Source organism: Mesorhizobium sp. M7A.F.Ca.CA.002.09.1.1, from assembly GCF_003998555.1.
Lineage (GTDB): Bacteria > Pseudomonadota > Alphaproteobacteria > Rhizobiales > Rhizobiaceae > Mesorhizobium > Mesorhizobium ciceri.
The window spans coordinates 1-1,603 of sequence record NZ_RZRR01001092.1 but is presented as its reverse complement, the minus strand read 5'-3'; the positions used below and the strand labels follow the sequence as shown (position 1 = coordinate 1,603).

Annotated in this window: 1 protein-coding gene; it reads left to right on the top strand. The window is 65.3% G+C overall.

Annotation, left to right across the window (positions count from 1 at the left end):
- A partial coding sequence (locus EN994_RS30565; protein WP_206530537.1) for an autotransporter-associated beta strand repeat-containing protein occupies window positions 1–1,603 on the top strand: 1,603 nt, incomplete at both ends.

The following is a 1,603-nucleotide window of genomic DNA, read 5'->3' as shown; positions in this document are numbered from 1 at the left end:
GGCCTTCAGCGCGGCCGACACGTTGAGGCTCGGCGGGAACGTCGACAGCAGCTTCGACGTCTCAGGCGTCGGACAGCAATACCAGGGTTTCGGCATCTACGAAAAGACCGGCAACGGCACATGGACCTTGACCGGCAGCACCAGCGCGGTGACGTCGTGGACCGTCGACCAGGGCACATTGAGGATCGGCGGCGACTGGTCGCTGGGCGATGTCTCGGGCGCCCTGACCTTGAACGGCGGCGCGCTGCAGGTGACGGGCAATCCCGTCAGTTTCACGCTGGAGCGCCAGATAATCCTCGGCGCCAACGGCGGCACCTTCGATGTCGGCGCCGGCAAGAACCTGATCCTCGACGGCGTGGTTTCGGGCGACGGACAACTCGCCAAGACCAGTTCCGGCACGCTGACGCTGACCGGCGCCAACAGCTATTCGGGCGGCACGGCGGTGCGCGGCGGCGGCCTTGTCGTGACGGCGACAGGCGCGCTCGGCGACGGACTGGTCGCCATAAACTCCAACGGAAGCGGGGGATGGGCCAAGCTCTATTTCTCGGGCAACGACGCCGCCAATCCGGTCAGTGCCGAGGATATCTCGATCACCGTCGGGTTGGGCGACCTCAACTTCCTGCGCAATGCGACCGCCGGCGCGGCCACCATCATTCTGGCGAAGGACGGCACTGGCGGGCTCAATTTCAGCACCGGAACCGATGCCGGCACGGCCAGCATCATCAACCAGGGCGGCGGCTCGGTCACCTTCACAGGAGCAAGCGCCGCCAATGCTACCATCGTCAATGACGGCCTGGGCATACCGTATTATTTCAGCAGGACGACCTTCGACGACGATTACTCAAGCAATGTATCTTCCTCCGCCGGGGACGCCACGATAACCAACCGGAATGGCGGCTCGACCATTTTCTACGGACATTCGGACGGCGGAACGGCGACGCTGGTCAACGAGGCCGGCGGCACGCTCGATTTCCAGCAGGCATCGCAGGCGGCTGATGCAACCATCCTCAACGGCGCCGGCGGCAGCGTGCTGGTTCGCTTCCGCAACCAGGACTCCGTGCTCGATGTCGGTTCGCTGTCTGGCGACGGGGCCATACTAATCGACGATTCACAGCTGGCGCCGCAGCTTTCGCTCGGCGCGCTCGGTCATGACGACGTCATCGGCGGCACCATTTCCGGAAACGGCTCTCTGACCAAGACCGGCGCGGGCAAGCTGACGCTCAACGGACAGAACAGCTATGCGGGCCTGACCACCGTCGACATGGGAACGCTGGTGGTGGGCGACGCCAGCCATGGCACAGCGAGCCTCGCCGGCGATGTCACGGTGGATTCCGGCGCGCGCCTTGGCGGCATCGGCACCATGGGCGGCAATGTCACCATCCTCGGCACGCACGGCGTCGGCAATTCCATCGGCGTCCAGGCGGTCGGCGGCAACTATGTCAATCATGGCGTCCTGGAGGTCGAGGCGACCCCATCCGGCGCCGACAGGCTGATCGTCGGCGGCACGGTCGACATATCAGGCGCCACGCTCAACCTGGTCCTGACGCCGGCGACAGCCGAGAGCTGGAACCTGCGCAACGGGCCGTACACGATCATCCAGAAC